This is a genomic window from Nocardia sp. NPDC050630, from assembly GCF_044457245.1.
Classification (GTDB): Bacteria; Actinomycetota; Actinomycetes; order Mycobacteriales; family Mycobacteriaceae; genus Nocardia.
The window spans coordinates 1-5475 of record NZ_JBITGN010000052.1; the positions used below are offsets into that span (position 1 = coordinate 1).

The 5475-nt window shown below is 68.0% G+C and carries 2 protein-coding genes; both read right to left on the reverse strand.

Annotated elements, in window-relative coordinates:
• The coding region (locus tag ACIBG0_RS41980; RefSeq protein ID WP_397041210.1) for a type I polyketide synthase at positions 1–4115 on the reverse strand (4115 nt) is incomplete at its 3' end.
• 25 nt (positions 4116–4140) lie between these two features.
• Positions 4141–5475, reverse strand: a 1335-nt coding sequence (locus tag ACIBG0_RS41985; protein WP_397041212.1) for a type I polyketide synthase, incomplete at its 5' end; no start/stop codon positions are given.

Consider the following 5475-nt stretch of genomic DNA (forward strand, 5'->3'; position numbering starts at 1 on the left):
TCACCGCCGCCAGGTGAATCACTCACCAACCCAACGCCATCCAACACACCACTGTTCGCCACAGCCAGCCGCCAGTCCCCCTCCGGCAGCACCAGGGCACCGGTGTCCGCCGGTGCCAACCTGGGCACAAACACCTCGCCGTCGCGGATCGCGACCTCCGGCTCGCCCAACGCCCACAATCCCGCGAAATCCAGCTCACCGGCATCGCCGCGCAGGTCCACCAATAGGATTCGCCCCGGCTCCTCGGCCTGGGCGGAACGCACCAGACCGCGCACCGCTGCGCCCGCGAGTCCGCCGGTCAAGACGACCAGCCGTGCATGGTTCAACTGTTCGTCGGCCACGAACCACTGCACAAGCTCCAACGTGTCGACGACCGTGTCCGAAACGCTACCCCTACCGGAGCAATTCACCACGAGCACCTCCGGCGCCGCCCCGGCGTCGATGGCTGACCGCCAATCGGCCAGGTCCACGACCCGACCCGCGTCGCTGTCGGTGACGACGTGCCGACCGTGCACCGCGAGCCACTGCACCTGTTGCAGCGCAATCGTTTCCCGGTCACCAACAAGTGCCAGCTGGTCCGCGGTGACGGGTCGGGTCACCAGCCGCCGCACCGACACCACCGGACGTCCCGCACCGTCGAAGCCATCCAGCTGCCCGATATTGTTGTCCGACAAGGTGATCCGGACGCGAAGTCGACGCGCATCCCCCGCCGACAATGCCGTTCCCTCCCACACGAACGGTAACCGCAACTCCGCGCCCACATCCACCGACCCGAGCGCGGCCGCATGCACGGCGGCGTCGAGCAACGCTGGATGGATACCGAACCCGGCGACCTCCACCGAATCGGGCAGGGCCACCTCCGCGAACAATCCATCGTGGTTGCGCCAGATACTTTGCACCGCCCGGAAAGCCGGGCCGTACCCGTATCCAGCTGCCGCCAACCGCTCATACGCGGCCTGCGCGTCCAGTTCCACCGCATCGGAGGGTGGCCATGCCGGGTGCATCGGGACCGATACCGTCTGTTCAGTGGCCAGCACTCCCTCGGCGTGGCAGACCCACCCGCCGTCGCTACCTTCGACCCGCGCGTACACCGACAGCGAGCGCTCCCGCGCACCCGAGTCGCCGCGGACGACCACTTGTACAGCTACCGCACCCTGATCGGGAACTACCAGTGGCGCTCGCAGTGTCAGCTCGCGAACGACCGGGCACTCGCACGCCGAACCGGCCTGCAATGCCAGTTCCACGAAACCCGTTGCCGGAAACAGCACGTACCCCAGCATCCGGTGATCGGCCAGCCACGGCTGACCCGCCACCGACAGACGACCGGTCAGGCGCAGCCCACCCGAGTCCGGTTCCTCCAACCCGGCAGCCAACACCGGATGCCGCCACTCGATCAGCCCCGAACCCGAAACATCACCGCGCGACGCGGTCAGCCAATAGTGCTGCCGCTGAAACGCATACGTCGGCAGATCCACCCGCCGCGCACCTGTTCCCGCGAAGCAAGCGGCCCAGTCGACGGCACCGCCTGCGGTGCACAGCCGACCCACTCCGGATATCACCGAACGCGCTTCCGGCTGTCCGTGCCGCAGCAGCGGGATCGTCGTCGCCGCGGCGTCCACCGTTTCGGCAACCATCGCCGATGCCGAACTGCCGGGTCCCAACTCCACGAATCGGGTCCCACCTGCGGCCAGTGCCGCGGTGACGCCGTCGGCGAACCGCACCGGTTCACGCACATGCCGCACCCAGTATTCGACCGTGCCGTACTCGGCGTCGGCCAACCGTCCGGTCACATTCGAGACCACCGGGATTCGCGCCCGCCCCGGCCTGATCTCCGCGATTGCCGCCGCGAACTCGTCGAGCATCGGCTCCATCAGCTCGGAATGGAATGCGTGACCGACCCGCAGCCGCTTGGGGCCGCGTTCCGCCCAACGCCGCTCGAGTTCGGCTATTGCGGGCTCCGGACCCGAAACCACCACCGACCCCGCCGTATTCACCGCCGCAATCGACACACCCGCGGGCAGCTCACCGATCTCGTCGACCGTCACCGCGATCGAAGCCATGGCACCGCCGCTCGGCAGCCCGGCCATCAACCGCGCACGCACGCCGACCACGCGCGCCGCATCCGCGAGCGACAACACCCCGGCGATGTGAGCGGCGGTGATCTCACCCACCGAATGCCCGATCACAAGCGCGGGTCGGACACCCCAGGCGGCCAGCAGTCGCGAGAGCCCCACACCCATCGCGAACAGTCCGCACTGCGCGACGATCGTCGCCGCGACCGCTTGCTCGTCGTTGCCCCACAGGGTATTTCGCACGGGCACGGCGCCGACGAACGGCTCGACCGCGGCCAGCGCGGCGTCGAAGCCCTCCGCGAATACCGGGAACACCTCGGCGAGCGCGCGGCCCATACCCGCCCACTGCGCACCCTGACCGGGAAAGACGAATACGGTTTCACCGGAAATGCCGCGCGTCGCGGCGATATCGGCCAACCCGACGACCAGTTCCGCGCGGTTCTCGCCCACGATCACCGCGCGATGTCCGAGCTGAGCCCGTCCGGCGAGCGAGACTCCGACATCGAGCGCCGTCGCCGCGGGGTTGGCGGACAGCCACTTGCGCAGCCGATCGGCCTGGGCGGCAACCGCCTGCGGGGATCGACCGGACAGCACCCACGGCACCGCAGGTAGCACCGCCACCGGTGTCGTTTCGGGAGCCGGTGCCGCTGCCTCCTCGAGGATCACATGCGCGTTCGTGCCACTGATCCCGAACGACGATACGGCCGCCCGCCGCGGCCGCCCCGGCGACTCCTCCCACGCCCGCGACTCGGTGAGCAGTTCCACATTGCCCGCGCCCCAATCCACATGCGAGGTCGGCGCGTCCACGTGCAGCGTGCGCGGCATCATCCGATGGCGCATCGCCTCCACCATCTTGATCACTCCGGCGATGCCGGCCGCCCCCTGAGTGTGGCCCATGTTCGACTTCACCGAACCGAGCCATACCGGCTGATCCCGATTGCCTCCGTAGGTGGCCAGCAACGCCTGCGCCTCGATCGGATCGCCCAGCCGCGTTCCGGTCCCGTGTGCTTCGACGAGATCGATATCGTCGGGCGCCAAACCCGCATTCGCCAATGCCGTCCGGATGACTCGTTCTTGCGACGGACCGTTCGGCGCGGTCAACCCGTTGCTCGCACCGTCCTGGTTGACCGCACTCCCGCGGATCACCCCCAATACCCGGTGTCCCTCGGCTCGAGCGCGCGACAGCCGCTCCAGCACGACGATCCCCGCGCCCTCGCCCCACGCCACGCCGTCGGCGGACTCCGCGAAGGACTTACATCGTCCGTCCGGCGCCAGCGCGCCCTGCCTGCTGAATTCGACGAACATCGGCTCGGCCGTGGCCATCACCGTGACGCCACCGGCCAGCGCCATATCACAGTCATCGGAGCGCAGCGCCTGACATGCCTGATGCAGTGCCACCAGCGAGGACGAACACGCGGTGTCGACCGTCACGGCCGGGCCGATCAAGCCGAGTGTGTAGGCGACTCGCCCCGATACGACGCTTGCCGTCGCGCCGACCGTAATGTAGCCCTCCACTTCGTCGCGGCGCTCACTGCGCAAGGCCGCGAACCCGTAGTCGTGTTGCATGACCCCGGCGAATACACCGGTGTCGCTACCGCGCAACGAGTGCGGATCGATACCCGCGTCTTCTAGTGCCTCCCAGGAGATTTCGAGCAGCAATCGTTGCTGTGGGTCCATCGCCGCCGCCTCGCGCGGGTTGATGCCGAAGAACTCGGCATCGAATTCGGCAGCGTCATAAAGGAATCCACCCGTCCGGGTGTAGGACTTGCCGCGTGCTCCGGGATCGGGATCGTACAGGTCATCGGCCCAGCCGCGGTCGCCCGGGAACTCGCCGACGACATCGCGGCCCTCGGCAACCAGATCCCACAGACCGTGCCGCGAGGACACCGCACCCGGAAACCGGCATCCGATACCGACGATCGCCACCGGCTCCCGCGCGGCCTCGACCAGCTCACGCTCGCGCTGGCGAACCTTGCGCAGTTCGGCCGTGACCCACCGCAGATTCTCGAGGAGTTCGTTCTCGGTGACCACTACGGTGCACATCCCTTTCCCACTGCTTGCGTGCCGGTCATGACTTGCCGAACTCGCGTCGGATCATGTCGACGAGTTCATCCGCGCTCGCCGAGCGCAGATCGTCGTCGTCCGGGGGCTTCGGCCGGCCGCGCGCGGCGATTTCCCCTACCAGCGCCGCCAACCGAGCCGATACCTCCATCAGGACATCGTCGTTCGGCTCGAGCTGTGCCAGCGACGCCTCCAGACGCGTCAGCTCCCGCATCACCCCTGCCGGCCGTTCACCGACGACCTGCCGGTGGAGGTATTGCGCGAGCGCGGTGGGTGTCGGATGGTCGTAGACCGCGGTTGCCGGAAGTTGCAGGCCAGTCACGGATTTGACGCGGTTGCGAAGTTCGACCGATGTCAGCGAATCGAATCCGAGGTCGCGGAAGTTCGCGACCGAATCGATCTGGTCGGACCGTCCATGCCCGAGCACGATTGCGATCTGTGTCCGGACGGTCTCCAGCAACTGCTTGACCTGCGCGTCGTCCGTGAGCCCGGCAAGCTCCAACCGAGCGTGCGCGACAGGCCCCTGCGCCGCGGCCGGGCGACCGCCGACGAGGTCACCGAGAACCGGCACCACGCGTGCGGCATCACGTAGTGCCACCGGATCGAAGTCGGCCGCGACCACGACAGGATCGGCCTGTGTCACGGCGGCATCGAACAAGGCCAGCCCCGCTTCGGTCGACAACGGCCGCACACCGTCGCGTCCGATGCGTGCGGTATCGCCGGTATCGAGGGTGCCCCCCATTCCGGCCTCGCCGGCCCACAGGCCCCAATCGATCGACACCGCCGCCAGCCCCGACCGCTGCCGCAACGCCGCCAGCTCATCCAGAAAGGCATTCGCCGCCGCATAATTCGCCTGCCCCGGCGAACCGAGCACACCCGCGACCGAGGAGAACAACACGAACCACGCCAAATCCAGCCCACGCGTCAACTCGTGCAAATGCCACGCAGCATCAGCCTTCGGCGCCAACACATTCCGCAATCGCTCCGGCGTCAGCGCACCGAGCACACCGTCGTCGAGCACACCAGCCGTATGAACCAGCGCGGTCAGCGGGTGCTCGCGCGGTATCTGCGCCAACAACTCCTGACACGAATCGCGGTCGGCGACATCGCATTCCACAATGCGCACCTTCGCTCCTAGCTCGGTCAATTCGGCCGCTAACTGTCCCGCGCCTGGTGCCGCCCCGCCTCGGCGGCTGGCCAGGACCAGATGGCGCACCCCATGTTCGGTCACCAAATGCCGTGCTACGAGCGCACCCAACCCACCCGTACCACCAGTAATCAGCACCGTCCCACCCGGATCCGGCCGCCGCGGCACCCTCAACACGATCTTCCCCACATGACG